Source organism: Shewanella zhuhaiensis, from assembly GCF_022484835.1.
Taxonomy (GTDB): Bacteria; Pseudomonadota; Gammaproteobacteria; order Enterobacterales; family Shewanellaceae; genus Shewanella; species Shewanella khirikhana.
On record NZ_JAKUDL010000005.1, the window covers coordinates 294,195 to 320,967 of the forward strand.

Here is a 26,773-nt window from a genome sequence, read left to right on the forward strand (position 1 = left end):
CAATGAGTGGCCCAAGCATACCCCAGAGGCGCACAGGCCAGAAGGCTCATTCGGTGGAATTTGTACTGGCGGGTGGCGCAAAAAGTTGCCCAAGCCGCTGCCTGAGCGAGAGTCCCGGCGCACTGGCGTCCCGCAACATATCGCGCCACTCACTGAAGGTCACCACCAACGGATTAAAGCTGTGTACCGGCTTGGTAATGCCGTAGCGCACCGTTTCTTCTTCTTTAACAAAGGTGCCGAACAGCCGATCCCAGATAATCAGCACGCCGGCGTAGTTTTTGTCTATGTATTGGGGGTTGGAGCCATGATGCACCCTGTGGTGGCTGGGAGTATTGAACAGCCACTCCAGCGGCCCAAGCTTGTCCACCAGCTGGGTATGGACAAAAAACTGAAACCCCAGACTCGCCAACACTGAAAACACCACCCAGTTGGGATCGAAGCCGATAATCACCAGCGGGATCCAAAACAGCCACATGCCAGCCACCGGGTACATCAAACTTTGACGAAACGCGGTGGAAAAATTCATGTTTTCCGAGCTGTGATGTGCCACATGGGCGGCCCACATCCAGCGGCAGCGATGGCTGGCACGGTGGAACCAGTAGTAGCAAAAGTCCTGGGCCAGCAACAGCAGCAAAAAGCTCTGCCAGTTCATCTCGATATCAAACAGGCGCCAACCAAACAGCCACAGGTACAGCTTGGCGACAGCGAAACCGGTCAAAAGATCCGCCAGCTGGTGCATGCCGGCAAGACTTAAGTTACACAAAAGCTCAGGCAACCGATATCGGGCGGTGTCCGGCAATTTGCCACGCACATTGGCTACCAGCCATTCCAGCCCCATGCAGAGTAAAAAAATCGGTGCCAGCGCAATCAACAGTAGCTCAGGGTGCTGGGTCAGCTCATCGATATTCATTTTAAGTCCCTGTTATTTTTATTGTCTTATTCCTGTGACTACCACTTTGCAAAGTGATCTTCTGTCAGTCCGTTTACCCCATCGAGGCGCAGTTTATTGCCGTCGCCATCCGTTACCCAGCCGCTGAACTGCCCCAGATATTGGCGAAAATTACTTTTCAGCAGCCACAGGTTCAGCTTCTCGGAGCGGCATCCCATGGGGGTAAACAGCAGCTCCAGCTCGTCTCGCTCTGACCAGATTCGCCAGGAACCACCCGCAGGCGCCTTGCGGTCAAACTCAAAATGCACAGGACCAAGATGGCGGCGCACCCCATCGAGCCAGAGCACATTTTCGCTGCTGCCGGTTTCGTTAACACCGGCGGCGAGATTCAGCCCCAAACGCACATCCGCGGCCATGGCATTGATGGACGCCCAGCGCCAACTGGTTTCCCTGCGCATATAGCCTGCGGAAAAGTCGTAGCCTGCCAGCGCCCTTGAGAGCGGCTGGGGTTCGTGATTTACCTTGAGTTCACCAGTTATCGACAGGGCATTGTGTTTTTGGGTGTAGGTCCAGCCGCTGTAACCTGTTGGGGAGCACATGGCCATCGGCAATGACAACGGCAACGGTTTAAGGCTTACATCGGCATCGAGCGTAAGCCCCTCCAATTCCAAACTGAGCCCAAGTTGCCAGAGGCCATCCTCACGGTGGATGCGCACGCCAGCCATTTCACTGCTGCCAGACACAGGTGAAGGCGCCAGCGCATAGGCTTTTGGCGGCCGTAGCCAATGGCGCTCATGCAAGCTACCCCTCCTAATATCAAACACATAGCAAAAGCCACTGCCCAGATAACGGATATCCGCCAGCGCCAGGCCTATCAGGTAGTTGGGGGTATGAATGGCAATAAATTCAAATTGTTTGTAGCCAAAGTAGCGCTGAAAGCCACTGGCGGGGGCGTCCATGTCGTTGGTGAGTAAAAACCTATCCAGCCCCAAATCGGCAACCGGGCCATCAAAGTGGCCAAAACAGGGACGACCGGCCGCCATCAGGCAGTCCTGCAGCCCGAGGGTATTCATGGCCGGCTGCCCGGCCGGAGCGCTGTGGCTTTGCTCAGCATTAACCTGCGCAGAGCGGCTTTGCACTGAGTTACTTTGCTTGTTCATCGCGGTCTTGTTGCTGGGTGTTGTTATTGTTTTTGGTTTTTTACTCTAGCGCCATTCGGGCAGCGATTAAAGCCTTTCAGATACATTTTTATAACAGCCGTTTGAAGTGAGCGTTCATCGGTTTACCCTGTAAAAGTTGCTGGCAAACGGCCACAAAAAAGCCCTCTGGTCGAGGGCCTAACTTATTGGGTGTAAACCAGCCTGAGGGAAATCAAAACTGCCACGACAAGCCAAGGTTGAAGCTGGTTACCGACAGTTTTTCCATCGGGGTGTACTGATATTCTGCGTGCAGACCAAAACCGCTTCTGAACCTGTGCTGATACCCCAGCGCACCGACAAACCCCTGATCGTTTTCATCCTGACGCAGCTTTTGGTACTCGTAATCAACCTGATGCACCCCATAACCTGCCTTGGCATAAAGGCTGCCACCAGGGTAAATAGGATACTGCCCCAGCACAGACACCCGTCCACCGCTGTAACTCAGGTCGCGTACCTCGCTGATGGTATCAATCAGGGCGCTCATGATACCGCCATCGCCACCGGCGTATCCCAGCTCCAGCCCCCAGTAATTGTTCAGCATATAGCGATACCAGATATCCCAGGTCACGCCATCGCCGCCGTCGTAAAGCTGGCCGTCCTTGCTTTCAAACTCCTTGGCTCCATACCCTAAGCTGCCGCCGAGCAGATGCGGGCTTTCGCCAGCCACTGCACTGCCCAACATCAGGCTGCTTATCAGCCCCACTGCTACTGCTGTTTTCATTTTTTCCCCGTAAGGTCAGTGTGTTCCGGCTCAAGCTTGCCAGCAGTGAGCTGTATGCCGACTGAATCGGCCTGCGACTGGCGATACAGACCAAATCTGGTATTCTGATGCGACTTTTGTCTCTGGCAGGAAAGATGATGAAAAAATCCGTAAGTTTACTGGCCGCCGTACTGCTTTTTGGCGGCTGCGCAGGCAGTCCTTCCAATTATCTGGCATTGAGCCCAGACGTGCCTGCCGTGGCTTCGGCGGCCCAGGGGCGTATTGCTCTGACCACCGAAGATGCGCGCACCAGCATGGATGCGGTACGTATTACCAAGGGCGACGAAGCGCCCACATTGATGGGCACAGGCGAGCCTCCGGCACAGCAGCTTGGCGAGCTGTTTCGCAGCGCCTACCGCCAGGCCGGCTTTACATTGGATCCGGCGGCCACCAATCTGCTCGAATTCAAACTCGAGCGGCTGCACTCTGACATCAATGAGACCCTGATTGGCTACGAAGCGGCCAATGAAATCGTGATCAGTGCCTATGCCCGCAACAGCCAGCAGATATTTTCCAAGCGCTATAGCGCCAAAGGTTCGATGAAAGGCCCTTTCAGCCTGGATTTAGCCACCCTCGAGCTGGAGATGAATAAGCTCATCACCCGTCTGGCGGCTGACATAGTCAACGACCCCGAACTGAATCAGTTTTTGATGCAATAACAATAAGGAAAACAACATGAAATGGATAGTCGCCTCACTGATGCTGACCCTTTCGAGCCTGGCCAGTGCCGCCAAGGTAGATATTCAGCCCGATAACCTCTACCCCCAGGTTGAAATGCAAACCACCATGGGCAAAATCGTGGTGGAGCTTGATCGCACCCGCGCGCCCATTACGGTCGATAACTTCCTCACCTATGTAGTAAAGGGCGAGTACGACAACACCATTTTCCACCGCATTATTGCCGAATTTGTGGTGCAGGGCGGCGGTCTCGACCCCAAGCTTGAAGAAAAAGCCGAAGACAAACCTATCTTCAACGAGTCCGGCAATGGCCTGTCCAACAGCTTTGGCACCATCGCCATGGCGCGGGAAAACGATCCCCACACCGCCACCCGCCAGTTTTACTTTAATGTGGCCGACAACAAGAAGCTCGATCCGTCCAAGCGGCGCTGGGGTTATGCGGTGTTTGGTGAAGTGGTTGAAGGTCGCGAAGTGCTGGAAGCCATGGCCGTCGTACCCACCGAGCACAACGCCAAACTCAATTGGCCCGATGTGCCGGTAACGCCAATCATCCTTAAGTCGGCAAAATTGTTGCCAAGAAAATAAACTGTGTTTTGAGCTAATGCTCAGGACTTAGCTATACTCACTGAGCAACAACATGGAGGCGATCCGATGACCCCAATGGACTTCATCGACACCAAGGCGCCCCAATTAGCTCAGTATGGAAGAGCGTTCTTGAGTGACCAGCTCGATTATCGCGAGATCCAGCTGTATTTATGGGATACCCTGGAAGAGTGGCAACAACTCAACCCACAGGGTGAAGCGCAAACCGACACGGAAAAGGTGTTCTGGCACCTGATACACTGCTTTGATCGTTGGCCCGTTTGGACACTGCGCGGCAATCAGTTTCTGCGAAAGCAGCTGCACGATTGCTGTGAGTTTCTGAGCATTGGCGGCGAGCTTCCCGGCGGCTGTATCGGGATCCGCCCGGCATCCTGAGCCAGTCCCACAAAGACCCCGCCAAGGCGGGTCTTTTTTTGCCCGCACATTGCCAAACCTGCGTCATCCAAAGCACGACTTTTAAGCACAACAAGCAATTAGCTCGACCTTTACCTTGACCTTGGCTTGCCCAAGTAAGTTATCCTAGGGCATCTTTTCCAGACCCTGGCCGCCATGCCGATTATCGTCGATACCTTTACCAAACTCTGGGATCTGTTCGCAGTTTACCGCCACCGCCGGGTGTTGGTGATGCTGTTTCTCGGCTTCTCCGCCGGTTTGCCGTTGATGCTGGTGTTCTCCACGCTGTCGTTCTGGCTGCGTGAAGCGGGCGTCGACCGTACTGCCATCGGCTATTTCAGCTGGATTGCCATTTTGTACGCCTTTAAGTGGCTCTGGTCACCATTGGTTGACCGCATGCCACTGCCGCTGTTCTCGCGGCTGTTTGGCCGGCGCCGTGGCTGGATGCTGTTTGCCCAGCTCACCCTGGTTGCTGCCATCATGGGGATGGCCTTGAGCGACCCCAAAGAGAGCCTTACCTACATGGCGGTGTGCGCGCTGATGGTAGCCTTCGCCTCTGCCACCCAGGATATTGTCATCGACGCCTTTCGTATCGATTCGGCGCCGGAAGAGATGCAGGCTGCCATGGCGGCGGCGTATCAAATCGGTTATCGCAGCGCCATGATTGTCGCCACCGCCGGAGCGCTGACCATTGCCGCCTGGGTTGCACCGGAGGAAACCGGTTATCGCCTGGCATCCTGGCAAACCGCTTACATGGCGATGGCCGGACTGATGCTGATTGGTATCATCACCACCCTGTTTGCCAAAGAGCCCGAAGTGGATGCGGGGCAAGCCAATGCCGATGAAGCCGAGATGCGGCAAAAACTCAGCAGCCGTTATTCGCCAAAAATGGCGGCGGCACTCTCCTGGGTATACAGCGCCGTAGCGGCGCCCTTTATCGACTTTTTCAAGCGCTATGGTAAAAGCGCCATCCTGATTTTGGCGCTGATCTCCTGCTACCGGATTTCCGATATCGTGATGGGCATTATGGCCAACGTGTTCTACGTGGACATGGGCTTTTCCAAAGAGGAAATTGCGTTTCTAAGCAAGGTATATGGCCTCATTATGACCCTCATTGGTGCAGCCTTTGGCGGCATTCTGCTTGCCCGCTACGGCACCATGAAAATCCTGTTTCTGGGCGGTCTTTTGGTGGCGACCACCAATCTGCTGTTTGCCTGGCAGGCGGTGGTAGGCTACGACATGCAGCTGCTGACCATCGCCATCTCCATCGATAATTTCAGCGGCGGCATAGCAACGGCCGCCTTTATTGCCTATCTCTCCAGTCTGACAAGCTCCGGCTACAGCGCGACCCAATACGCGCTGCTGTCGTCCATCATGCTGCTGTTTCCCAAGTTTATTGCCGGTTTCTCCGGCGCCTGGGTTGATGCCTTTGGCTATGTGAACTTTTTCATCACCGCCAGCCTGATTGGCCTGCCGGTACTGCTGCTGGTATGGCTGGTCGATAAAACTGTGCCCCACAAGCAGACACAACCGGCTGAAGCGTCAACCGACGAGCAAGTGCGCTGAGTGATTAAAAACCACATGAATTCAGTACCAAGTGCCCAAAGCAAAAAGGCAGTCACCAGGTGACTGCCTTTTTCATTGAATCAGCTACCGCTTAATCGCGGAAGTTATTGAACTGGAAAGGCTGCCCCAGCTCAGACGTACGGGCCAGCTGCATAATGGCCTGCAAATCGTCACGCTTCTTGCCGGTAACCCGAATCGAATCGCCCTGAATTTGCGCCTGCACCTTGACCTTGCTGTCTTTAATCAGCTTGATGAGCTTTTTGGCCACATCCTGCTCAATACCCTGCTTGAATTTTACGTTCTGCGCAAAGGTTTTGCCGGTGTGCACTATCTTGTCATCCACTTCCATGGCTTTGGCGTCCACATTCCGCTTGGCCAATTGACCACGCAGAATATCCACCATCTGACGACACTGGAAATCCGACTCGGAACGCAGGATAACCACCATGTCCTTAAAATCCACACTGTACTCAACGCCACGAAAGTCGAAGCGACCGTCCATTTCACGACGGGTGTTTTCCACGGCATTTTTAAGCTCTACCGCATCCACTTCCGACACAATATCGAATGAAGGCATGTTCGAATAACCCCTAAAAAACAAAAATGCAAAACAGCCCCTAGTTTAGCTGCCCACCTCACTAAGGTGAAGCCTTGGCCGCTGTAGCAGAACTGACACAGAGATTTACAGCCGGGTGGATGACTTTGGCGCCACATTTCCCTATGATGGGCGCCTTAACCCGGCAACAAAAGTCTCGTGTGAAGAATCGGCAGTTCCTGTTTAAAATCGTGCTGGTGATCGCGCTGTGTATCACCAGTTATCTGGTTTTCTCCAAGCCCAGCTATCCCCAGTCCATTCCGCATTTGGACAAAGTAGGCCATTTCACCACCTTCTTTGGCCTGGCCTGGCTGACCCAGTTGGCGTTTCGTCCTCGGTGGTACCTGATGCTCGGCGCCCTGGCCGCCTATGCCGGACTGATTGAGATTGTGCAGTCGCGTCTGCCCTATCGCAGCGCGTCCTGGGGCGACATTGCTGCCGACCTGGCCGGTGTTGCCGCCTTCTTCTTTACCCACTGGCTGTATCGCCGATATCTGATGGCGGCCAGGTTCGAGCAGTCATGAGCACTGAGGCGCCAGAGGGAATTGCAATTCTCGGCGCCGGCGCCGTCGGTCAGTTGATAGCGCATCAATTGGCCCATGCCGGGATCAGGCCTACCTTGCTTGGGCGGGATTATCAGCCGCTGATTGAGCCATTTGGCTTTATCTCACTTGCAGGCGAAGAAACTCAGCAATGCTTTGGCGGCTCTGGTTTTCAGGGATCTGGCCCTGAGGCTGCTGGCGTTGCAAGTATCGGTTTACTGATTGTCACCGTAAAAGCCTATCAGGTGATGGACGCTTTGCGGCCATTGCTGCCTAGGCTCAGTCGTAACTGCCATTTACTGCTGCTTCATAACGGCCTTGGCCCCCATGAAGCCCTTATTCCCCATCTTGATGGCCGCAGCCTGACCCTGGGTACCACCAGTCAGGGCGCGCTGCGTCTTAGTAAACACCAACTCAAACAAACCGGCAGAGGCCTGACGCAATTTGGCCACTGTGCAGGCCCTCTCATGGCGCCTGAGCTAAAAGCGGCGCTGCTCAGCGCCATTCCCGGCAGCGAGTGGGTGGAGGCGATACTGCCCGCACTATGGCAAAAGCTGGCGGTCAATGCCTGCATTAACCCGCTCACAGCAATTCATGGTGTCTGTAATGGCGAACTGGCAGATAATGCCTATCAAGCGACTATTAGCGCGGTGTTGAGTGAATTGGTTGAGGTAGCCAAGACTCAGGGCATTGAGTTACAGGAAGAAAGCCTATCTGAGCGTGTGTATGAGGTCATTCGCCTTACCGCCGCCAATCGCTCCTCAATGCGCCAGGATGTGGACCAAAGGCGCAAAACCGAGATTGATGCCATCAATGGCTATCTGGTGAGCCTTGGCAATCGCCATCATATAGCGACGCCCGCCAACAAGGCGCTCGTCGATGCCATTCACGCGCTTGAGCAAGGCTTTTAAGCAAGGCTATTGAGGCCACATCACCATGATGGCAGCTATCGCAATCAGCACCAGCGCGGCCATATCCTTTACCTGCACCTTTTGTTTCAAATACCAGCTCGACACCAGCATCATAAAGAAGATTTCCACCTGCCCCAGGGTTTTCACATAGGGGACAGCGGTAAGCGACATGGCCGAAAACCAGCCAATGGAGCCCAGGCAACTGCTGACACTGATAGCCAACGTCAGCCGGTTTCTTGCCATCATAGCCTTAAGCTCGTCAGGCTTTCTTATCAGCAGCCACAGCAGCAAAATCACCGTTTGAATAACAATAACCAGCAACAGCACCCAGGCAGCACGATGGGGAAAAGGCACATCAAGACAGAGGCTGGCTTCACGAACCCACAGCGACGTGAGCGCAAAGGCGCTGCCGCTGGCAAGGCCCAGCAGCAAGGTTTTGGGCGAAAGCGTACTAAGGCCGCCCTTACTTGAGAGCATAAACACCGCCACAGTGCCCACAATCACCCCAAGCCAGCCAAAGAGCGACAGGCTGGTGCCAAAAAAGGCCACCCCGAGGATAGCGGCCACCAGCGCCTCGCTCTTTGCAAGCCCGGCCCCTATGGCGAAGTTTTTAAGCTGGAACAGCTTTACCATCAAGGCAGTAGCCAGAATTTGCATCAGCGCCGCCCCGAGAATAAACCCCAGCGCATCCACGCCGAAGGTGGGAATGGCCGCATCCTGCCACAGGTACAGCCCAGTCAGATACAGCGCCGCCAGCGGGCCGGCATAGAGAAAACGCGCCAGGGTCACCCCAAGCACGCCCACATCGCGACTGAGCTCACTTTGAAAGGCGTTACGCCAGGCCTGCATAAAGGCCGCCATCAGGGTGAAGAAAACCCACATGTCTGTATGCTCCCGAAAACGCAGACAAAAACGCCCGGCAAAGCCGGGCGTTTGAGCATAACATAGCCGATTGGCTCTGAGGTTTACTTGCTGGTGTCCAGAGCAGGAAAAGATTTCACCAAGTCGTCCACCGCTTTCATCTGACTGAGGTAGCCTTCCAGCTGATGCAGAGGCAGGGCGCAGGGGCCATCGCACTTGGCATTGTCCGGATCCGGGTGCGCTTCGATAAAGAGACCGGCCAGACCCAGCGCCATACCGCTGCGGGCAAGCTCGGTTGCCTGGGCGCGGCGACCACCGGCAGAATCTTCACGGCCACCTGGGCGCTGCAGCGCGTGGGTGGCATCGAAAATCACTGGATAACCGCTCTGCTTCATCTCATCCATGCCCAGCATGTCCACCACCAGGTTGTTGTAACCAAAGCAGCTGCCACGCTCGCACAGGATGATTTCGTCGTTACCGGCTTCGTTGAATTTCTTCACGATGTGGCGCATTTCGTGGGGAGCCAGAAACTGTGGCTTCTTCACGTTGATGATGGCACCTGTCTTAGCCATGGCAATCACCAGATCGGTCTGGCGTGCCAGAAACGCCGGTAACTGGATGATGTCGACTACTTCGGCCACAGGGGCGCACTGATAGGGTTCGTGAACGTCGGTAATGAGCGGCACATTGAAGGTGTCTTTGATTTCCTGGAAAATCTTCAGCCCTTCTTCCATCCCCGGACCGCGATAGGAGTTGATGGATGAGCGGTTGGCCTTGTCAAAAGAGGCCTTGAATACATAGGGGATCCCAAGCTTCTGGGTCACTTCAACATAGCGCTCGGCAATGCTCATGGCCAGATCGCGTGATTCAAGCACGTTCATACCGCCAAACAGCACAAATGGCTTGTCGTTGGCGATTTCGATGGCGTTCAGATGGATGGTTTTGTTGGTCATCACACTGTCTCTCTAGTGGGCCGACGCCCCGGGGCATCGATACAGAATCTGATTGGAGGGAGAGTATACCCTGAATCCCTGCCGCCCTGCTATCGGGCAAAGCGCAGCTTTGGCCAAAGGAAGCCACGGCCTTGTGGATACTCGTAAAGGCATGCCGCACCTACTCGTTGGGACCATGCTACGCCGAATACCACGAAAGAACTCAAGCCCATCACTCCTCACGCTGCCATACGCTCTGTTCTGCGGTTGCCAGATAGTGCTGCTAAAAAAAAGACCCGAGGAAAGCCTCAGGTCTTTGCTGATAAATCCTGTTTACCGCTTATCCCACCAACTGCAGGAACTGGCCGCACAGCCAGGCCATGTAGGTGCCGAGGGCATAACCAAATACCGCCAGCAACACCCCTACCGGGGCCAATGACGGATGGAAAGCCGCAGCCACCACAGGTGCGGACGCAGCGCCGCCCACGTTGGCCTGGCTGCCAACCGCCATATAAAACAGCGGCGCCTTGATGAGCTTGGCCACCAGTAACATAAAGCCTGCGTGCACCAGCATCCAGGTGATCCCCAGCAGGAAGTATATCGGGGTATTGAAAATCTCACTCACGTCCATGTGCAGGCCGATGGTGGCCACCAGCACATACAGGAACGCCGATGCCACCTTGGAGGCGCCAGCCGCTTCGAGATGGCGCACCGGGGTAAAGGACAAGGCCAGGCCCGCGGTGGTCACAATCACCACCAGCCAGAAGAAGCCTGACGTCAGACTGTACTGCTTGGTCCAGGGGAAGTTTTCCAGGAAGAAAGGCGCCAGGAAATCGGCGGCGATATGGGCAAAACCCGTGATACCAAAACCCACCGCCAACATCAGCATCAAGTCGGTCAGGCTGGGGTTACGCTCGTTTTCGGCCTTATATTTTTCCACCTTGGCTTTCAGCACTTCGATGGCAGTGGTATCGGCACCGGTTTTGGCGTCGATTTCTTTGGCGCGGGAGGCCATAAACAGCAGCACCGCCATCCAGACGTTGGCCACAATCACATCCACGGTGATCATCACCGAGAACACGTTGCCGCCCACTTCGTAGATTTCCTTCATGGCCGCCTGGTTGGCACCGCCGCCAATCCAGCTGCCAGCCAGGGTGGTCATGCCGCGCCAAACCGAGTCCGGCCCCATGTCAGCCGTGAGGGATGGGTCGATGGCAGAGACCAGCAGCAGGGCTACCGGGCCACCAATCACAATCCCCAGGGTACCGCAGAGAAACATCACTACTGCTTTGGGCCCCAGGCCCATGATGGCCTTGAGGTCCACCGACAAAATCAGCAGCACCAGACAGGCGGGCAACAGATAGCGGGTGGCGACGAAGTAAAGCTTGGAGGCATGGCCATCGACAATGCCAAAGGTATTGAGCAGCGAGGGCAGGAAGTAACACAGCAGCAGTGCCGGCACAAACTTATAGAATTTTTGCCAGCTGGGATGATTGTTGGTGTAAAACACAAATCCCAGAATGATGGCCAAAAAGCCGAGCACGGTTGCGTCGTTGGTGACCAAAGGCGCCGTTGTCATCTTCCCTTCCCCCGAAGTCGTTATTATGTTGTAAGGTATTATTTTTAATGAAGTATATCTTGGTGCTCGCCCAATTCCCTCAGCTGCATCCGCACCAGCTCCACCACAGGGTCGTGGGGGCTTAAATCGATAAACTGCCGAAGGTCGGCTTCGGCCACCCTATGGGCACCGAGCTGCTGAGCGATAAAGGCCCGCTCACGGATCAGCATGGTTTCGTCCGGATACCAGTCCATCAGCAGGTTACAGCACGCCAATGCCACATCAAAACGCTGCTGAACTATGGCTCCGGCCTTAAGCTCATGCAGCATACGGGCAATCAGCTCTTTAACGCTGGAGGGCTTTACATAGGCAGGTTTCATCCGCGCCCAATTGCCCAGCTCGCCGCGCACCAGCGCATGAACCCGGGCACGGTCGATAAACTCGCCGCTCAAAGGGTCCAAAATCAGCCGCGACTTACCCCGTTGCCAACACAGCAAGGTGTTGCCCGGCAGCAAAATAGGCTCAAGCTTTAAGTCCAGTTGCTTGGCCAGCAGCATAATGATGGTGGCCAGCACAGTGCTGTTGCCACTGCGGGATAAAAAGCCATGGGCAAGGCTTGCAGCCTCCAGGCTGAAATAATCGTCGCGGGCGCAAAAGCCCAAATCACGATAAAACCAGTTCAGCATCGCCTTTAAGCGCGCCTCCTGATCTACCAGATAATGACTCAGCACACCGCCAGCAATTTCATACCAGGCCCATTCGGCTTTTTCGCGGGAAGCCAGCCCCAAATGTTCAATAAGTGCCAGCGGCGTCTCCGGTAAGGAGATGCCGCCTTCTAACGAAAAATCACTCATGATGCCAGCATAATGGCCTGTTTGATCACGGCCATCTTGGCCGCGTACACCACCCAGGCAATGGCACCCAGGAAGGCAAAGAAACGGAAGAATTTGTTACGGTTGGACTTCATCGCCATAAAGGCCAGCAGTATATATGCGACCACGGCGAGGATTTTCTCGGTCAGCCAGGGGTCAACAAATGGATACTGTTTGATTAAGAAGCACAGCGACAGGCCGGACAGCAGCAAGAAGGTGTCGATGATATGCGGTGCTATCTTCAGCAGCTTTTTCTCAAGCAGAGCTGATTCTTTCAGCTTAAGCACAAAACGCACCACAAAGAACAACACGCTGACAGCAATCAGGGTCAAATGCAGGTGCTTCACAAAGGGATACAGGCTGTTAATGGTTTCCATGGCTCAAGTAGGTTCCCCGTAAACGAAAGGCGATAGTGTACCCGAATCGCACCGCCCTTGCTATTGGTGGCGGTGCGCGCAAAGCCATTATTCGCCCTGCCAGAGGCCAAGAGTACAGCGATCGTTTGAGCCAAAGTCCCGAACGGTGGCAACCTTGTGGTAACCAAGGCCAGACAGGGTTTCCCGCAGGCGCAGCGCCTGGGCGTAACCGTGCTCAAGCAGCAGATACCCCCCTACTTTTAAGTGTTCACGGGCGTGCATGGCGATATGGTTGAGGTCAGCATAACCTTCATCGGCGGCGGTCAGGGCGCTTAAGGGCTCAAAGCGTACATCGCCCATGGCCAGATGCTCGTCCTGCTCATCTATGTATGGCGGGTTGGAGACGATCAAATCGAAATCGCCATCCTTGACCGCACTGAACCAGTCGCTTTGCAGCACGTCCACCTGACTGAAACCAAGGTTGTCGCGGTTTGCCGTGGCCAGTGCCACTGCATCATCCACCTTATCGAGCGCGGTGATGCGCCAATTTGGTCGCTCACTGGCCAGCGCCAATGCGATAGCGCCTGTGCCGGTGCCGAGATCCAGCACCCTGGCGTTGTCCGGCAGGGGCAGATTCAGTGCGGTTTCCACCAGGATCTCGGTGTCGGGCCGTGGAATAAGTGTGGTGGCATTCACCATAAAGCGCAGCGACCAGAACTCCCGCTCACCGACGATGTGGGCCACCGGGATCCCCTTGGCACGCCTGGCAATCATCTGCTCAAAGCGTTTCCACTGCTCGGCAGACAGCTGCCGCTCAGGCCAGGTGTAGAGGAAGGTGCGGTTTTTACCGAGGCAGTGCTGCAGCAGCACTTCGGCATCGATATTGGCCGACTCGGATGAGCTGGCCAATGTGCGAAAGGCCCATTGCAGGGCCTCACCTATACTGGATTGGGAAGCCAAATCTTACCCCTGCTCGTCGGCCAACGCGGCCAGCAGATCGGCCTGATATTCCTGCACAATGGGGTCAATCAGGGCGTTAAGGTCCCCTTCGATCACCTCGTTGAGGCGATACAGGGTCAGGTTGATGCGATGGTCGCTCACCCGTCCCTGAGGGAAGTTATAGGTACGGATGCGCTCAGAGCGATCGCCGCTGCCCACCAGATTACGCCGGGTCGTGGCTTCTGCGCTGCGACGCTTCTCATCTTCAGCCGCCTGCAAACGAGCCACCAGCACAGACATGGCCTTGGCCTTGTTCTTGTGCTGCGAGCGCTCGTCCTGGCATTCCACCACCAGGCCAGTTGGCAGGTGGGTGATACGGATAGCTGAGTCTGTTTTGTTGACGTGCTGACCACCGGCACCTGAGGCGCGGAAGGTATCGATACGCAGCTCGGATGGATTGATTTCCACCGCTTCGGCTTCAGGCACTTCATGCAGCACAGCTACGGTACAGGCAGAGGTATGTACCCGGCCCTGGGATTCAGTTTCCGGCACCCGCTGAACCCGGTGACCACCGGACTCAAACTTGAGTTTGCCGTACACGCCATCGCCGCTGAACTTGGCAATCACTTCTTTGAAACCGCCGTGCTCACCTTCGTTGGCGCTGACGATTTCCACCTGCCAGCGCTGTGCCTCGGCATAACGGCTGTACATGCGGAACAGATCACCGGCGAAAATCGCCGCTTCGTCACCACCGGCACCGGCGCGAATTTCCACGAAGGCATTGGCTTCATCGTTGGGGTCTTTGGGCAGCAGCAGGATTTGCAGCTCGGCTTCCAGATGCTCGAGTGCCGCCTTGGCGGATTTCATCTCTTCCTGGGCCATCTCGCGCAGCTCAGGATCATCTTCCTCGAGCATTTCTTTGGCGGTATCCAGATCGGCGACGGCTTGTTGGTAGGCCTTGAAGCCCTTTACCACATCTTCGAGTTGGGCGTATTCCTTGGACAGGGCACGAAAACGGTCCTGATCGGCAATGATGCTGGCATCGCTGAGCAGCGCCAGTACTTCTTCGTTGCGCTCGAGCAAGCCTTCCAGCTTGCGGATGACGGATTCCTTCATTTAGCTCTCAAAAAATCTCAGTGTTTATCCAGGCCGAGCGCGGTCCGAAGTTGCCCCAGTGTATTGAGGTCACCCTGACGGCTCGCCGCCGTGAGGGCCTGAGTAGGTGCATGGATCAAACGGTTGGTGAGCTTGTTGGCCAGTTCCAGAATAACCTGCTCGCCATCGGCCCCCTGCGCCAGTTTATTGAGGGCACGCTCTACCATTTCATCTTTGATTGCCATGCTGGCGGTCCGGTATTCACGAATACTGTCCACCGACTCCAGGGAGCGGATCCAATCCATAAACAGGAAAGATTGCTCCTGAGCTATCACCTCGGCTTGCTCGGCCGCCTCCTTTCGGGAGGCCATGTTCTGTTCGACAATGCTTTGCAGGTCGTCCACCGTGTACAAAAATGCATCGTCGAGCTCGCCGACTTCTGCTTCGATATCACGGGGAACAGCGATATCAACCAATAACATAGGCTGATGGCGCCGCTGCTTGAGTGCCTTTTCTACCATGCCCTTGCCTAGGATAGGCAGCGGGCTGGCGGTAGAGGATATCACGATATCGGCCTTGGGGAGATACTCTGGAATTTGCGAAAGCGTAATTGCAGTGGCGCCAAACTCTTCGCACATGGCTTCGGCGCGCTCCACGGTGCGGTTTGCCACCACCATGGAGGTGACACCATTTTCTTTCAGGTGCCGGGCCACCAGCTCAATGGTTTCCCCGGCGCCGATAAGCAGCACCTTGGTTGACGCCAGTGACGAGAAGATATGTTTGGCCATGCTGACCGCAGCAAAGGCCACAGAAACGGCGGCGCTGCCGATTTCGGTCTCAGTGCGCACTTTTTTGGCAACGGAGAAGGTGCTCTGGAACAGGCGGTCCAGAGTCACGGCCACAGTGCCGGCCTCTTTGGCCTTGGCAAAGGCCTGTTTGACCTGACCTAAAATCTGCGGCTCACCGAGTACCAGGGAGTCCAGTCCTGAGGCCACCCGCATCAAATGCCGCACCGCTTCCTGGCCCTGATGATGATACACGCAGGGCATCAGCTCTTCGTGGCTCAGACCATGGTAAGACTCAAGCCAATGAATGATGTCGCTGGCCTGGGCGTTATTGCAGTACAGCTCGGTACGGTTACAGGTAGAGACAATCACCGCCTCATTGGACGAGGTGGTGCAGGCAAGGCTTCGCATCGCATCATGGATCTTGTCCGGGGAGAAGGCGACTTTTTCTCGCAGGTCGACCGTGGCCGTTTTGTGATTTATCCCGATTGCTACAAGGCTCATCTGACTGTTTCTGGATCCTGTGCGGCGCTTGAGTGAATTACGCCATTCTACTGAATTGGGGCCATTAAAAACAGAATAGGCTTAACAAAACCGAATAAAGATCTCTGTTGTTATCCGCTTTTTCCATCAATGTTGGCCAAATAGGCGAAGGCGGGCAAAAAGCGGGTAAGGCCATTGGTATAATTTTTAAAGCCCTCGTATCATAAGGACTTATTTAATTCAGTCATAGATGATTAACTTGCGCCGATTCACAAAATTCACTCTTGCTGGCCTGACTGCCCTTTCCTTGCTCGGTGGTTGTAGCCTCACGCCACAGCAGCCACTGGTCCCTGTCATCGTTGCCAGCAGCAGCGATGCTAAGGCCTGGGAGCTTAAGGGAAAGCTGCTCATTCGCACCCCTGAAGACAAGGTATCAACCAACCTCTATTGGCTTAATGGACCGGACAATACCGAATTACGGCTCACCAGCATGCTGGGCACCACTGTGCTGCTGCTGACCCAAACCGCTGAAGGCGCCACCCTGGAAGTGGATGGCAAAACGTATTCGGACCCCAGCCCACAGCGGCTGCTCGATGGCCTAAGTGGTTTTACCCTGCCCATCGATGCCCTGCCCTTTTGGATTACCGGTCAGGCGATGGACGGCGATAGCGTCGAATATGACGAACTCAACCGTCCAAAAACCATCATCAGCGCCGATGGCCAATGGAGCATCAAGATTGCCAGCTGGCAAACCCAGAGCGGCGCCTCGGTGCCACGGATGATGGAACTTAAGCACGCCAGCGCCAGCATCAAGTTACAAACCAATGAGTGGCAGGCACTGGCCAGTGCCCAAGGTACCAAAGGAGCCCGATGATGCCTGTATCCCTTGCCTGGCCGGCCCCGGCAAAACTGAACCTGTTTTTGCACATCAATGGCCGTTTGCCCAATGGCTACCATGAACTGCAAACCCTGTTTCAATTTATCGACCATGGCGACTGGCTGGATTTTAAAGTGACCGCCACGCCCGAGCTGACACTGCACTCCAATTTGGGCCAGGTTGTCCCCGATAGCGATAACTTAATTCTGAAAGCCGCAAAATCTTTGCAGAGCGTCACAGGTTGCAGCCAGGGCGCTGAGATCTGGCTCGACAAACGTCTGCCCATGGGCGGCGGCCTTGGCGGCGGTTCATCGGATGCAGCCACCACGCTTGTGGCCCTCAATGCCCTGTGGCAGCTGGGTTTGGATAAAAAAGCCCTGATGAACATAGGCTTGAAACTGGGCGCCGATGTACCGGTTTTTATTAATGGCATAGCCGCCTTCGCAGAAGGCGTAGGCGAAAAATTGCAGCCGGTCGAAGTCGCCGAGCCCTGGTATCTGGTCTTGGTCCCTGACGCCCACGTTTCCACCGCCGAAGTGTTCCAGCATCCTGATTTACCAAGAAATACCCCTAAACTGGACATGGCTTCACTGGGGCCGGAAAACTGGTCAAATGACTGTCAGGCCTTAGTTGCATCCAAATACCCCCAAGTTGCCAATGCGTTAAGCTGGCTGGTAGAATATGCGCCGTCCAGAATGACCGGAACCGGTGCATGCGTGTTCGGGGAGTTCGACTCGCAGCAGGCCGCGCTGGAGGCGTTGGCTCAAAAGCCATCTGATATGCAGGGCTTTGTTGCGAAAGGACTGAATCGTTCGCCGTTGGAGTTGAGGCTCGCTCAGCTTTAACCGACTTCTGCGCTGCACGCCAGGGAATGCAATGCAGCAGCTACACTAAAATATCAAGCAAACGCCTGAGGTTCATACAGTGCCCGACATCAAGCTTTTTGCTGGGAATGCTACCCCCAGTCTCGCGAAAAAGATTGCCGACCGTTTATTTTGCAAACTTGGAGAGGCTGAGGTAGGCCGTTTCAGTGACGGTGAAATCAGTGTCCAGATCAACGAAAATGTACGTGGTGCTGATGTTTTCATCATTCAATCCACCTGCGCCCCTACCAATGACAACCTGATGGAACTCATTGTGATGGTAGACGCCCTGCGCCGCGCCTCAGCAGGTCGTATCACCGCCGTAATCCCTTACTTTGGTTATGCCCGTCAGGACCGCCGCGTGCGCTCTGCCCGTGTGCCTATCACCGCCAAAGTAGTTGCCGACTTCCTGTCCAGCGTAGGTGTTGACCGAGTACTGACCTGTGACCTGCACGCCGAGCAGATCCAGGGCTTCTTCGACGTACCGGTAGACAACGTGTTCGGTAGCCCAGTGCTGCTGGAAGACATGGTTGCCAAGAAGCTGGATAACCCTGTGGTTGTATCTCCGGACATCGGTGGCGTTGTACGCGCCCGCGCCGTTGCCAAGCTGCTGAACGATTCCGACCTGGCTATCATCGACAAGCGTCGCCCACAGGCCAACGTGGCTCAGGTAATGCACATCATCGGTGACGTTGAAGGCCGTGACTGCATCATCGTTGACGACATGATTGATACCGGTGGCACCCTGTGTAAAGCCGCCGAAGCCCTGAAAGAACATGGTGCCAACCGCGTGTTCGCGTACGCCACTCACCCAGTGTTCTCTGGCAAGGCTGCAGAAAACATCAAGAACTCAGTGATTGATGAAGTAATTGTGACCGATACAGTACCTCTGAGCGAAGAGATGATGAAAGTAGGCAAAGTCAGCCAGCTGACCATGTCTGCCCTGCTGGCCGAGGCTATCCGCCGTGTAAGCAACGAAGAGTCTATCTCTGCGATGTTTCAGCACTGATACGCCTGAGCCCACAGCTTAAGCTTCAAAAAAACGCACCTTGAGGTGCGTTTTTTTATGTCTGCTACTCAAGCGATACTTAAGGTCAAACCGGCACCAGCCGCAAACTGGCCGACAACAGCGTTTCAATCTGGTCACTGGGCTGAGGCCTGGCAAACAGGTAGCCCTGATAGCGATCCACACCTTCTTTTTGCAACGCCTGGCGCTGGGCATCGGTTTCCACCCCTTCGGCCACGGTCACCAGCCCCAGACTGTGGGCCAACTGTACTATGGTACGCACAATCAGCAGATCGGGCTTACTGCTGTCACAGTGATCCACAAAGGATTTATCCACCTTCAGTGTATCCACCGGCAGCCGCGCCAGGTAAGCAAGTGATGAATAGGCAACACCAAAGTCATCAATGGCAATGCGGATCCCACGGCTTTTGAGGGACTGCAACATATCGATATATTCCAGCGGCGCTGTCATTACCGCGGTTTCAGTCAGCTCAAACTCAAGCCAGCTGGCATCGATGCCGGTTTCGGCAATCACATCATCCACCAGCGTCAGCAGATCATCACGCTGCACCTGTACCATGGAAATGTTGACCGATAAAAAGAATGGCTGATAACGCTGCTGCCAGCCCTTGAGCTGCATGCAGGCCTCGCGCAGCACCCAGCGGCCAATGGGTACTATGGTGCCGTTGGCCTCGGCGATGGGAATAAACCTGGCCGGTGAAACCACTCCCAGCTCTTTACTGTGCCAGCGCAGCAGCGCCTCAACGCCCTTAATCGCGCCGGTCTGCATACACACCTTGGGCTGGTATTCGAGATGCAGCTCATTTTCTTCAATGGCAAGCCGCAACTGCCGCTCAATCTCATAATTGGCAAGGGACTCCTGATGCAGGCTGGCATCAAAAAAGCTGATGGCGCTCTGCAACTGGCGTTTGGCTGAGTAGAGCGCCAAATCGGCGTTGCGACACAAGGACTCGGCATCGTTACTGTCCCAGGGGGCAATGGCGATACCCATGGAGGGCTGCACCTGGATCAGGTGACTGAACACCCGGTAAGGGGCCTCCAGGCGTTCCATCAGGATCTCTGCCTCTGCCTTCGCCGTGCCCGCCATGGCGCCTTCACTGAGCTCAAACAACACCGCAAACTCATCGCCGCCAATCCGGTAGCTATGGATATTGCGCCCGGCTGCCTGCTGTAATCGGGCCGCCAGCTCACTGAGCAGTTGATCGCCACCGCTGTGACCATACTGATCGTTTACCCGCTTGAAGGCATCCACATCCAGCATAATAAGCGCAAAGCCTGCGAGTTTATTCTGCGATACCGCCGCAAACAGCCGGGCCATGTGTTCACGAAACGCCTTGCGATTACCCAAGCCAGTTAAATCGTCAGTACGGCTTAAGTTGGCGAAGTGATGCACCTGGGCCTGGCTCTTGGAGTAGAAGTAGCTCATCACGCAGGCGAAGCTGCCAATAACAAGCAGCTCAACGGCATCTTCAAGCCATTCAGATAAGGCATGGGCTTCAACAGAGGGCAGATAGGTGAGCAGCAATAGCGGCGCAGTAGCCAATGGCCAAAGGCTGGCGGGGAATAGCATAACGAAGAGGAGAGGCACCAATACAAAGGCCTCTTCAATCAGTTCAATGTCTAACGGGAACAGGATACAAAGCAGCAGCAGAACCGTCAGGGCACCCATGGCGTTGGCAAATCGATGAATGCCGGTGGCAAACCAGGCCACCAGTAATTCTACCGCAAACAGCAGGGACAGCACCCTGAGTCCAATGGTCGAATACTCGCTTAACAATGTCAGGGTAACCAGCAGAACCATGGCCGCAAACAACAGGGTAAACAGCCAGCTACTTGTAGCCATATCCTTGAGTTTACTAAGGATAGTCATACAATCTGCCGTATTATAATAATACCCTTATATTAACTGTTGATTTAGCTTTGACAAGCACGAATCACCAAAACAAAAAGCCCGTCCAATGGACGGGCTTGATGTTATGGCTGGGGTGCTAGGATTCGAACCTAGGTATGCCGGGATCAAAACCCGGTGCCTTACCGCTTGGCGACACCCCAAATGGCTGGGGTGCTAGGATTCGAACCTAGGTATGCCGGGATCAAAACCCGGTGCCTTACCGCTTGGCGACACCCCAATTTTTGAGGGAGAAGATGGCTGGGGTGCTAGGATTCGAACCTAGGTATGCCGGGATCAAAACCCGGTGCCTTACCGCTTGGCGACACCCCAACAGCACTTAACTCCGACTAAGCGAAAGCTTAGTTAAATGGTACGGGAGGAGAGACTTGAACTCTCACACCTTGCGGCACCAGAACCTAAATCTGGCGTGTCTACCAATTTCACCACTCCCGCTTTGGTCTCATTTTTACATCCTGAGAAGATGGTAGCTATGGCGGGACTTGAACCTGCGACCCCAGCATTATGAGTGCTGTGCTCTAACCAGCTGAGCTACATAGCCACTACGTTTTTTCACGTCCCTCTCGGCGAGGAACGGGGCGTATTATGCTGATTCACCGAAGACAGGTCAACAGCTTTTTTAGCACAATTCTGCCCAGCAACACCGTTCGCCTAATCCTTCATCAAAGCGGGCAACAGATAAGCAAAATTTACCGTTACCCGCAAGTCCAAAGACTTAGACGTTGAACAGGAAGTGCATCACATCGCCGTCTTTGACGATGTAGGTTTTACCTTCCACACGCATCTTGCCCGCTTCCTTGGCACCCTGCTCGCCCTTATAGGCGATAAAGTCGTCGAAGGAAATCACCTGGGCACGGATGAAGCCGCGCTCGAAGTCGGTGTGGATTTTACCGGCCGCCTGAGGTGCAGTCGCTCCCACAGACACGGTCCAGGCACGCACTTCTTTCACACCGGCGGTGAAATAGGTTTGCAGGTTGAGCAGCTCATAACCGGCGCGGATAACGCGATCCAGGCCTGGCTCGGTCAGACCGAGATCAGCCATAAACTCGTCGCGCTCTTCGGCGTCCATTTCGGCCAGCTCAGATTCAATAGCGGCGCACACAGGCACAACCACTGCGTTTTCTTTAGCCGCAATCGCACGTACCGCATCCAGATGCGGGTTGTTCTCGAAGCCGTCTTCCGCCACGTTGGCGATGTACATGGTCGGCTTCAGGGTCAGCAGGTTGAGGTAAGCCACGGCTGCCAGTTCTTCTTTTGACAGCTCCAGCGAACGCAGCATTTTGCCTTCATCCAGCGTTGGACGCAGCTTTTCCAGCACTTCCACTTCGAACTTGGCTTCTTTGTCGCCGCCTTTGGCACGCTTTTGCTGACGCACAATGGCGCGCTCTACACTGTCGAGGTCGGCCAGTGCCAGCTCGGTGTTGATCACTTCGATATCACCGGCAGGATCAACGCGGTTGGCCACGTGCACAATGTTCTCGTTTTCAAAGCAGCGCACCACATGACCAATAGCTTCGGTTTCACGGATGTTAGCCAGGAACTTGTTGCCAAGGCCTTCGCCCTTGGAGGCACCGGCAACCAGACCGGCGATGTCCACAAACTCCATGGACGTTGGGATAACACGCTCAGGGTTAACGATGGCAGCCAGCTCGTCCAGACGCGGATCTGGCATAGGCACTACGCCGGTGTTTGGCTCGATGGTACAAAATGGAAAGTTTGCCGCTTCGATACCAGCCTTGGTCAGCGCGTTGAAGAGCGTTGATTTACCGACGTTGGGCAGACCAACGATCCCGCATTTAAAACCCATAAAATTAACCCTTTTCTTAACTGTTGCAGCGTAACTGAATTATTCGGCCTTAAAGCTGTGCAGCCTGTGCATGGCCTTGGTCATATCTTCTTTGAACAGGATTTCAGTGGCACGAACCGCTTCATCGATGGCGGCATTCATCCGCCCCTGTTCGGTTGCCGGCGCCTTGCCGAGCACATAGCCACTGACCTTGTTCTTGTCGCCGGGATGGCCAATACCAATCCGCAAGCGATAGAAATTCTTGTTGTTAGCCATCTTGGCGATGATGTCTTTCAGGCCATTGTGACCGCCATGACCACCTCCGAGCTTAAACTTGGCCACACCGGGCTCCATGTCCAGCTCATCGTGAGCCACCAGAATTTGCTCCGGCTCAATGCGAAAGAAATTGGCCAGCGCCGCCACCGACTTTCCACTCAAATTCATGAAAGTAGACGGAATAAGCAGCCGCACATCCTTGCCACACAAAATTGCCCTTGCCGTTAAACCGAAATACTTGGGGTCCGGCGCCAGACTGACATTGGCGATGCGGGCAAGCTCCTCAACATACCAGGCACCCGCATTATGGCGGGTTTGGGCATATTCAGCCCCTGGATTGGCCAGGCCCACAATCAGTTTAATATCGCACATGGATAACAGAACTCTTGTCCTGCACCCGTTTCAGGCTAAGCCAGAAATCGGGCACTGGTGTTGAAAACGGCGCATTTTAACACCCAATTGCACGCCCCAACAAATAAAAGGCACAACAAATAGCGAAGCTGGCGGGGAGACAGGCCTTAAAAGCAAAAGGCGCCCGCAGGCGCCAAATCGGAAATCGCTGTGGGTTATTTAAGGCCCATAGCGTACTTGAGCACCTCACGCTTAATGGGGCTGTCGATATTGGCAAGTTTCAGCGCCGCGTTACGAATAAGCTTCAGCGGCAGCAAATCATTGCTGAATGATGCGTAAAAGGCATCCATGGTGGACATCATCAACTGATTGTCACGCCAGCGTTTTTGCTGATAGCGAGACAACACGGACTCTCCAAACCAAGGCTCGGCTTTGTGCATGGCCGCACGAATTTCCTCAACAAGCACAGCCACATCTTTAAAACCGAGGTTCACTCCCTGCCCTGCCAGTGGATTGATGGTGTGGGCCGCATCACCCAGCAGCACCAGGTTCGGGTCAAAATAGCGCTGGGCGTGGCGGCGGGTCAGTTTGAAATGGCCCTTATCCAACACCTCAAACCCGGGGGCGAGCCGGGATGGGAACTGCTGACGAATCGCCTCGGCGAGCTCTTTATTGGACAGTTTGGCGAGCGCGGCAATCTTACCGGCATCGTCGTACCAGACCAAAGAGGCATGTTTGCCGGGCAGCGGCAGCAGTGAGCGCGGCCCTTGGGGGGTAAACTGCTGCCAGGTCACATCCTGCTGCTCAGACTCGGTGGCAATGTTAATCAGCATCGCCGACTGGGCATAGTCCCAACCGGTCAGCCCGATATTGGCAAAGCTGCGCACCTGGGAGTTGGCGCCATCTGCGCCAACCAGCAGTCGCGCCCGGATACAGTCACCAGACTCCAGATGCACATCAATTGCACCGCCCTCAAGCTCAGCTTCGCTGACTCGCTGGTAGCTCGCAACCCTGGCAGGGGCTTTCACGGTTAAGCTATCCAGCCGGTCGAATACATCCCAGATAGCGAGCTGCACCACCCGGTTTTCAACGATATGACCAAGATGGGAAGCGCCAATCTGGCTGGCATGAAATTGGGTAATAAAACCTTCGAGCTCCCAGGTTTCCAGCCCCAGATAAGGCACGCACCGACGCGCCGGGATCCCCGCCCAGGCACCCAGCTGTTCGAGCAGCTTTTCACTGGCAACACTGAGCGCCGACACCCGCACATCCAGCGGCTGCGTCGCCTCAAAGGGCTCGGGCAAGTGCGTTTCCACCAGGGTGACAGACAACCCGGCCCCGGCGAGACCTGCGGCCACCGCCGCCCCAACCATGCCACCACCGATGACAACAACATCCTGCTCAATCAAGGCTGTCAAAACCCGCTCCTCTGCGTTATGTAAATTCCTGCTCACAAGCGTATGCAATTGTTTCTGGATCCCGGTTTAGCCACAACTGGTTACAAAGGCAAACAGTGTGACACTCAACCTCTGCATACACTGAGATTGTCTCAGTCAGTAAAGACGCCAACTTTTGGCAGTAACGGAGGTACACCATGAAAGTCTTCGCCCTGACCGCCGCATTAATCGGCTCAGCCATCCTCGCCGCACCTGTGGTCGCCGCGCCAATGGAAACCCTGACTGTAATCTACCGAAGCCCGCTGGATTATGCCTTATATCAACAAAAGGCGGAAATGTTGGGCGTGTTTCATGCCAAACATGGCGAAAGCATCCGCATCGATGCCCACGAACAGCTCAATGAGATGGCCATAGCCTTCAGCACAATGTCGCCATTGGCGCTCACCCGCATCTCGTCGGACGCTCCACAAGCGGACAACACCGCCCGACGGATGACAGCCCCTCAATAAGGGCTTACCGCTCACCAGTAAAAAGCCCGATGGGCGATTAAAGGTCATATTGCCAGCGGGTGCTATGTCCTTAATTGCCTTGTGGGCTTTGCCCCGCCTGACTTGCCGCGGATAAAAAACACCCGAATAAATGCCCTCACACCCTAGCCACCGGGGGTATCAATGGGTAAAATGTCGCGCTATTTTTTATGTGGTTCCAAGAGCGACGCAAACTGATGAGTAAAAAACTCCATATTAAGACCTGGGGCTGTCAGATGAATGAGTACGACTCATCCAAGATGGCTGACTTGCTGGGCGAATATCAGGGCTACACCTTGACCGAAGATGCCGAGGAAGCAGACATTCTGCTGCTGAACACCTGCTCAATTCGTGAGAAGGCGCAGGAGAAGGTGTTTCATCAGCTGGGTCGCTGGAAAACCCTGAAAGACAAGAATCCCGATCTTATCATCGGCGTGGGTGGCTGCGTGGCCTCTCAGGAAGGCAAGGCCATCAAAGACCGCGCCCAGTGCGTGGATATCATTTTTGGCCCTCAGACACTGCACCGTCTGCCGGAAATGATTGACCAGGTTCGCAGCGGTGAAAAAGCCGTGATTGACGTGTCCTTCCCGGAAATCGAGAAGTTTGACCGTCTGCCGGAACCCCGCGCCGAAGGCCCAACCGCATTTGTATCCATCATGGAAGGTTGCAGCAAGTACTGCTCTTTCTGCGTGGTGCCTTACACCCGCGGTGAAGAAGTGAGCCGTCCGATGGATGACATCATCCTCGAAATCGCTCAACTCGCCGAGCAAGGCGTGCGCGAAGTGAACCTGCTCGGTCAGAACGTAAACGCCTACCGCGGTGCCAAGCACGATGGTGAAATCTGTACCTTCGCCGAGTTGCTGCGTTATGTTGCCGCCATCGACGGTATCGACCGCCTGCGCTTTACCACCAGCCACCCGATTGAATTCACTCAGGATATCATCGACGTTTACGAAGATACCCCTGAGCTGGTGAGCTTCCTGCACCTGCCGGTACAGTCGGGTTCTGACCGCATTCTGACCGCCATGAAGCGCGGCCATATGGCAATTGAATACAAGTCGATTATCCGCCGCCTGCGCAAGGCCCGTCCGGATATTCAAATCAGCTCTGATTTTATCGTGGGCTTCCCCGGCGAAACCGCCCAGGACTTCCAGGACACCATGAAGCTGATTGAAGACGTGAACTTCGATATGAGCTTCAGCTTTATCTACAGTGCCCGCCCGGGTACGCCGGCCGCCGATCTGCCGGATGATGTGGATATGGAAGAGAAAAAGCAGCGCCTCGCTGATTTGCAGGAGCTTATCAACCAGCAGGCCATGCGCTACAGCCGTCAGATGATGGGCACAGTGCAGCGCATTCTGGTGGAAGGTCCCTCGGTGAAAAACCCGATGGAGCTGCGCGGCCGCACCGAAACCAACCGGGTGGTGAACTTCGAAGGCCTGCACAAGCACATAGGCACTTTCGTGGATGTGGAAATTGTGGACGTGTTCCCCAACTCACTGCGCGGCAAGTTTATCCGCGGCGAAGACGAAATGGACCTGCGCAAGAGCCTGCGCCCTGAGGACATTCTCGCCAAACACCAGAAGGCCGATGACCTGGGCGTGACCAAGTTCCAGCCTTGATGGCAAAGAATACATAAGGGCGACTCGGGTCGCCCTTATCGTTTTTAGCCCATACTGCTTTGCATCACAGCCGCGAAACGCAGTATATTTCAGCTTATGGCGTTGGGCATTTGCCCAACTG

The 26,773-nt window shown here is 55.0% G+C and carries 27 protein-coding genes and 5 tRNA genes; 11 read left to right on the plus strand and 21 right to left on the minus strand.

The genetic code is table 11. The features are described from left to right. Window positions 1-46: 46 nt before the first annotated feature. The 3 genes from MJ923_RS15280 to MJ923_RS15290 form a co-directional block, all read right to left on the minus strand. Window positions 47-910 (minus strand): sterol desaturase family protein, encoded by an 864-nt coding sequence (locus tag MJ923_RS15280; protein ID WP_240591834.1) that lies wholly within the window; start codon window positions 908-910, stop codon window positions 47-49. Between the two features lie 38 nt (window positions 911-948). Continuing rightward, on the minus strand, window positions 949-1,932 hold the full coding sequence (locus MJ923_RS15285) for a DUF2804 domain-containing protein (RefSeq protein ID WP_420854492.1): 984 nt from the start codon (window positions 1,930-1,932) through the stop codon (window positions 949-951). Between the two features lie 328 nt (window positions 1,933-2,260). Continuing rightward, the gene (locus MJ923_RS15290) at window positions 2,261-2,809 is read right to left on the minus strand and encodes a porin family protein (RefSeq protein ID WP_240591835.1); all 549 of its coding nucleotides are present in this window, start codon (window positions 2,807-2,809) and stop codon (window positions 2,261-2,263) included. A gap of 137 nt (window positions 2,810-2,946) precedes the next feature. Here MJ923_RS15290 and MJ923_RS15295 point away from each other — a divergent pair, with 137 nt between their 5' ends. From MJ923_RS15295 to MJ923_RS15310, 4 genes are all read left to right on the plus strand, one after another. Continuing rightward, a complete protein-coding gene (locus tag MJ923_RS15295; RefSeq protein WP_240591836.1) occupies window positions 2,947-3,507 on the plus strand; it encodes a YajG family lipoprotein in 561 nt (186 codons plus the stop codon). A 16-nt stretch (window positions 3,508-3,523) separates the two neighbouring features. Continuing rightward, window positions 3,524-4,111: a peptidylprolyl isomerase gene (locus MJ923_RS15300; RefSeq protein WP_240591837.1), complete on the plus strand. Its 588-nt coding sequence runs from the start codon at window positions 3,524-3,526 to the stop codon at window positions 4,109-4,111. Window positions 4,112-4,177: 66 nt separating this feature from the next. Further along, window positions 4,178-4,504, plus strand: coding sequence for a hypothetical protein (locus MJ923_RS15305; RefSeq protein ID WP_126167721.1), 327 nt, complete (start codon window positions 4,178-4,180; stop codon window positions 4,502-4,504). 174 nt (window positions 4,505-4,678) lie between these two features. Continuing rightward, on the plus strand, window positions 4,679-6,088 hold the full coding sequence (locus tag MJ923_RS15310; RefSeq protein WP_240591838.1) for an AmpG family muropeptide MFS transporter: 1,410 nt from the start codon (window positions 4,679-4,681) through the stop codon (window positions 6,086-6,088). Between the two features lie 91 nt (window positions 6,089-6,179). Here the strand turns inward: MJ923_RS15310 and MJ923_RS15315 are convergent, their stop codons facing one another. Beyond that, complete coding sequence (locus tag MJ923_RS15315) at window positions 6,180-6,665, minus strand: YajQ family cyclic di-GMP-binding protein (protein ID WP_011760666.1); 486 nt, start codon at window positions 6,663-6,665, stop codon at window positions 6,180-6,182. 179 nt (window positions 6,666-6,844) lie between these two features. Between MJ923_RS15315 and MJ923_RS15320 the strand changes: the two genes are divergently transcribed. Next, window positions 6,845-7,207 (plus strand): VanZ family protein, encoded by a 363-nt coding sequence (locus MJ923_RS15320; protein WP_476748702.1) that lies wholly within the window; start codon window positions 6,845-6,847, stop codon window positions 7,205-7,207. Then, complete coding sequence (locus MJ923_RS15325; protein WP_240591839.1) at window positions 7,204-8,136, plus strand: ketopantoate reductase family protein; 933 nt, start codon at window positions 7,204-7,206, stop codon at window positions 8,134-8,136. Before MJ923_RS15320 ends, MJ923_RS15325 begins: the two co-directional genes overlap by 4 nt. Before the next feature lie 6 nt (window positions 8,137-8,142). Here the strand turns inward: MJ923_RS15325 and MJ923_RS15330 are convergent, their stop codons facing one another. The 8 genes from MJ923_RS15330 to hemA all read right to left on the minus strand — a co-directional run bounded on the left by MJ923_RS15330 (window position 8,143) and on the right by hemA (window position 16,038). Beyond that, window positions 8,143-9,018 carry a DMT family transporter gene (locus MJ923_RS15330; protein ID WP_240591840.1) on the minus strand — a complete coding sequence of 292 codons (876 nt, stop codon included), beginning with the start codon at window positions 9,016-9,018 and terminating at the stop codon, window positions 8,143-8,145. Between the two features lie 83 nt (window positions 9,019-9,101). After that, window positions 9,102-9,950, minus strand: coding sequence for a 3-deoxy-8-phosphooctulonate synthase (gene kdsA / locus MJ923_RS15335; protein WP_126167727.1), 849 nt, complete (start codon window positions 9,948-9,950; stop codon window positions 9,102-9,104). Between the two features lie 319 nt (window positions 9,951-10,269). Then, the gene (locus tag MJ923_RS15340) at window positions 10,270-11,508 is read right to left on the minus strand and encodes a DUF819 family protein (RefSeq protein ID WP_240591841.1); all 1,239 of its coding nucleotides are present in this window, start codon (window positions 11,506-11,508) and stop codon (window positions 10,270-10,272) included. A gap of 44 nt (window positions 11,509-11,552) precedes the next feature. After that, window positions 11,553-12,341: a transglutaminase family protein gene (locus MJ923_RS15345; RefSeq protein WP_240591842.1), complete on the minus strand. Its 789-nt coding sequence runs from the start codon at window positions 12,339-12,341 to the stop codon at window positions 11,553-11,555. Continuing rightward, window positions 12,338-12,736: a SirB2 family protein gene (locus MJ923_RS15350; protein WP_126167730.1), complete on the minus strand. Its 399-nt coding sequence runs from the start codon at window positions 12,734-12,736 to the stop codon at window positions 12,338-12,340. Before MJ923_RS15350 ends, MJ923_RS15345 begins: the two co-directional genes overlap by 4 nt. 87 nt (window positions 12,737-12,823) lie before the next feature. Then, window positions 12,824-13,675 (minus strand): peptide chain release factor N(5)-glutamine methyltransferase, encoded by an 852-nt coding sequence (gene prmC / locus MJ923_RS15355; protein WP_240591843.1) that lies wholly within the window; start codon window positions 13,673-13,675, stop codon window positions 12,824-12,826. Window positions 13,676-13,678: 3 nt separating this feature from the next. Then, window positions 13,679-14,770, minus strand: a complete 1,092-nt coding sequence (gene prfA, locus MJ923_RS15360) for a peptide chain release factor 1 (protein ID WP_126167732.1) — start codon at window positions 14,768-14,770, stop codon at window positions 13,679-13,681. A gap of 17 nt (window positions 14,771-14,787) precedes the next feature. Further along, window positions 14,788-16,038 carry a glutamyl-tRNA reductase gene (hemA, locus tag MJ923_RS15365; RefSeq protein WP_126167733.1) on the minus strand — a complete coding sequence of 417 codons (1,251 nt, stop codon included), beginning with the start codon at window positions 16,036-16,038 and terminating at the stop codon, window positions 14,788-14,790. A 229-nt stretch (window positions 16,039-16,267) separates the two neighbouring features. Here hemA and lolB point away from each other — a divergent pair, with 229 nt between their 5' ends. From lolB to MJ923_RS15380, 3 genes are all read left to right on the plus strand, one after another. Next, window positions 16,268-16,891 carry a lipoprotein insertase outer membrane protein LolB gene (lolB, locus tag MJ923_RS15370; RefSeq protein WP_240591844.1) on the plus strand — a complete coding sequence of 208 codons (624 nt, stop codon included), beginning with the start codon at window positions 16,268-16,270 and terminating at the stop codon, window positions 16,889-16,891. Next, the gene (gene ispE, locus MJ923_RS15375) at window positions 16,888-17,739 is read left to right on the plus strand and encodes a 4-(cytidine 5'-diphospho)-2-C-methyl-D-erythritol kinase (protein ID WP_420854490.1); all 852 of its coding nucleotides are present in this window, start codon (window positions 16,888-16,890) and stop codon (window positions 17,737-17,739) included. The genes lolB and ispE overlap by 4 nt, the downstream gene beginning before the upstream one ends. A gap of 79 nt (window positions 17,740-17,818) precedes the next feature. Next, window positions 17,819-18,766 (plus strand): ribose-phosphate pyrophosphokinase, encoded by a 948-nt coding sequence (locus MJ923_RS15380; protein WP_011760679.1) that lies wholly within the window; start codon window positions 17,819-17,821, stop codon window positions 18,764-18,766. A gap of 85 nt (window positions 18,767-18,851) precedes the next feature. Here the strand turns inward: MJ923_RS15380 and MJ923_RS15385 are convergent, their stop codons facing one another. The 9 genes from MJ923_RS15385 to MJ923_RS15425 form a co-directional block, all read right to left on the minus strand. Then, a complete protein-coding gene (locus MJ923_RS15385) occupies window positions 18,852-20,654 on the minus strand; it encodes a putative bifunctional diguanylate cyclase/phosphodiesterase (protein WP_240591846.1) in 1,803 nt (600 codons plus the stop codon). Window positions 20,655-20,761: 107 nt separating this feature from the next. Then, window positions 20,762-20,836 (minus strand) — tRNA-Gln (locus MJ923_RS15390). Between the two features lie 2 nt (window positions 20,837-20,838). Then, a tRNA-Gln gene (locus MJ923_RS15395) sits at window positions 20,839-20,913 on the minus strand. A 17-nt stretch (window positions 20,914-20,930) separates the two neighbouring features. After that, window positions 20,931-21,005, minus strand: a tRNA-Gln gene (locus MJ923_RS15400). Between the two features lie 38 nt (window positions 21,006-21,043). After that, window positions 21,044-21,128: transfer RNA gene (locus MJ923_RS15405), tRNA-Leu, on the minus strand. A 29-nt stretch (window positions 21,129-21,157) separates the two neighbouring features. Then, a tRNA-Met gene (locus MJ923_RS15410) sits at window positions 21,158-21,234 on the minus strand. A gap of 174 nt (window positions 21,235-21,408) precedes the next feature. Then, window positions 21,409-22,500, minus strand: a complete 1,092-nt coding sequence (ychF, locus tag MJ923_RS15415) for a redox-regulated ATPase YchF (protein WP_126167737.1) — start codon at window positions 22,498-22,500, stop codon at window positions 21,409-21,411. A 39-nt stretch (window positions 22,501-22,539) separates the two neighbouring features. After that, complete coding sequence (pth, locus tag MJ923_RS15420) at window positions 22,540-23,127, minus strand: aminoacyl-tRNA hydrolase (RefSeq protein WP_126167738.1); 588 nt, start codon at window positions 23,125-23,127, stop codon at window positions 22,540-22,542. Window positions 23,128-23,321: 194 nt separating this feature from the next. Further along, window positions 23,322-24,479, minus strand: a complete 1,158-nt coding sequence (locus MJ923_RS15425; protein WP_240591875.1) for an FAD-dependent monooxygenase — start codon at window positions 24,477-24,479, stop codon at window positions 23,322-23,324. 221 nt (window positions 24,480-24,700) lie between these two features. On the opposite strand from MJ923_RS15425, the gene MJ923_RS15430 reads away from it, so the two are divergent. Together MJ923_RS15430 and miaB are read left to right on the plus strand one after the other, a co-directional pair. Next, window positions 24,701-25,012: a hypothetical protein gene (locus MJ923_RS15430; protein ID WP_240591847.1), complete on the plus strand. Its 312-nt coding sequence runs from the start codon at window positions 24,701-24,703 to the stop codon at window positions 25,010-25,012. A 215-nt stretch (window positions 25,013-25,227) separates the two neighbouring features. After that, window positions 25,228-26,652, plus strand: a complete 1,425-nt coding sequence (miaB, locus tag MJ923_RS15435; RefSeq protein ID WP_240591848.1) for a tRNA (N6-isopentenyl adenosine(37)-C2)-methylthiotransferase MiaB — start codon at window positions 25,228-25,230, stop codon at window positions 26,650-26,652. Window positions 26,653-26,773: the final 121 nt, after the last annotated feature.

Excerpts from the sequence above, each read along its gene's own strand:
- MJ923_RS15280 (WP_240591834.1), bottom strand. The coding sequence starts at position 910 with ATGAATATCGATGAGCTGACCCAGCACCCTGAGCTACTGTTGATTGCG.
- MJ923_RS15285 (WP_420854492.1), bottom strand. The coding sequence starts at position 1,932 with ATGGCGGCCGGTCGTCCCTGTTTTGGCCACTTTGATGGCCCGGTTGCC.
- MJ923_RS15290 (WP_240591835.1), bottom strand. The coding sequence starts at position 2,809 with ATGAAAACAGCAGTAGCAGTGGGGCTGATAAGCAGCCTGATGTTGGGC.
- MJ923_RS15295 (WP_240591836.1), top strand. The coding sequence starts at position 2,947 with ATGAAAAAATCCGTAAGTTTACTGGCCGCCGTACTGCTTTTTGGCGGC.
- MJ923_RS15300 (WP_240591837.1), top strand. The coding sequence starts at position 3,524 with ATGAAATGGATAGTCGCCTCACTGATGCTGACCCTTTCGAGCCTGGCC.
- MJ923_RS15305 (WP_126167721.1), top strand. The coding sequence starts at position 4,178 with ATGACCCCAATGGACTTCATCGACACCAAGGCGCCCCAATTAGCTCAG.
- MJ923_RS15310 (WP_240591838.1), top strand. The coding sequence starts at position 4,679 with ATGCCGATTATCGTCGATACCTTTACCAAACTCTGGGATCTGTTCGCA.
- MJ923_RS15315 (WP_011760666.1), bottom strand. The coding sequence starts at position 6,665 with ATGCCTTCATTCGATATTGTGTCGGAAGTGGATGCGGTAGAGCTTAAA.
- MJ923_RS15325 (WP_240591839.1), top strand. The coding sequence starts at position 7,204 with ATGAGCACTGAGGCGCCAGAGGGAATTGCAATTCTCGGCGCCGGCGCC.
- MJ923_RS15330 (WP_240591840.1), bottom strand. The coding sequence starts at position 9,018 with ATGTGGGTTTTCTTCACCCTGATGGCGGCCTTTATGCAGGCCTGGCGT.
- kdsA (WP_126167727.1), bottom strand. The coding sequence starts at position 9,950 with ATGACCAACAAAACCATCCATCTGAACGCCATCGAAATCGCCAACGAC.
- MJ923_RS15340 (WP_240591841.1), bottom strand. The coding sequence starts at position 11,508 with ATGACAACGGCGCCTTTGGTCACCAACGACGCAACCGTGCTCGGCTTT.
- MJ923_RS15345 (WP_240591842.1), bottom strand. The coding sequence starts at position 12,341 with ATGAGTGATTTTTCGTTAGAAGGCGGCATCTCCTTACCGGAGACGCCG.
- MJ923_RS15350 (WP_126167730.1), bottom strand. The coding sequence starts at position 12,736 with ATGGAAACCATTAACAGCCTGTATCCCTTTGTGAAGCACCTGCATTTG.
- prfA (WP_126167732.1), bottom strand. The coding sequence starts at position 14,770 with ATGAAGGAATCCGTCATCCGCAAGCTGGAAGGCTTGCTCGAGCGCAAC.
- hemA (WP_126167733.1), bottom strand. The coding sequence starts at position 16,038 with ATGAGCCTTGTAGCAATCGGGATAAATCACAAAACGGCCACGGTCGAC.
- lolB (WP_240591844.1), top strand. The coding sequence starts at position 16,268 with ATGATTAACTTGCGCCGATTCACAAAATTCACTCTTGCTGGCCTGACT.
- ispE (WP_420854490.1), top strand. The coding sequence starts at position 16,888 with ATGATGCCTGTATCCCTTGCCTGGCCGGCCCCGGCAAAACTGAACCTG.
- MJ923_RS15385 (WP_240591846.1), bottom strand. The coding sequence starts at position 20,654 with ATGACTATCCTTAGTAAACTCAAGGATATGGCTACAAGTAGCTGGCTG.
- ychF (WP_126167737.1), bottom strand. The coding sequence starts at position 22,500 with ATGGGTTTTAAATGCGGGATCGTTGGTCTGCCCAACGTCGGTAAATCA.
- pth (WP_126167738.1), bottom strand. The coding sequence starts at position 23,127 with ATGTGCGATATTAAACTGATTGTGGGCCTGGCCAATCCAGGGGCTGAA.
- MJ923_RS15425 (WP_240591875.1), bottom strand. The coding sequence starts at position 24,479 with ATGGTTGGGGCGGCGGTGGCCGCAGGTCTCGCCGGGGCCGGGTTGTCT.
- MJ923_RS15430 (WP_240591847.1), top strand. The coding sequence starts at position 24,701 with ATGAAAGTCTTCGCCCTGACCGCCGCATTAATCGGCTCAGCCATCCTC.
- miaB (WP_240591848.1), top strand. The coding sequence starts at position 25,228 with ATGAGTAAAAAACTCCATATTAAGACCTGGGGCTGTCAGATGAATGAG.